Origin of the sequence: Bartonella sp. AP58NXGY (genome assembly GCF_042195785.1) — a bacterium.
Classification (GTDB): Bacteria; Pseudomonadota; Alphaproteobacteria; order Rhizobiales; family Rhizobiaceae; genus Bartonella.
In genome coordinates, this window is record NZ_JBHIOY010000293.1 from 1 (window position 1) to 230 (window position 230).

Here is a 230-nt window from a genome sequence, read left to right on the forward strand (position 1 = left end):
TTCAAGGGGGCAACACGTGTTCCCACGATATGGGGGGTACCCATGATGCCGCTTATCGTTATGGTTATGGGGGTAGCTATTGTTGCTATGATGATAAATATCTTTTTGTGGATTATAGCGCCACCCTTATGGTTCATTATGGTGCAAATTACTAAAAATGATGATAAAGCATTTCGTATCTGGTGGTTCTGGATTGATACTAAATTTCGTAATCGCCACACCGCCTCTTC

Annotated in this window: 1 protein-coding gene; it reads left to right on the forward strand. The window is 42.2% G+C overall.

Translation table 11 applies throughout. The annotated features are described in order from the left end of the window. A partial coding sequence (locus tag ACFINC_RS11025) for a type IV secretion system protein VirB3 (protein WP_375617229.1) occupies positions 1-230 on the forward strand: 230 nt, incomplete at both ends.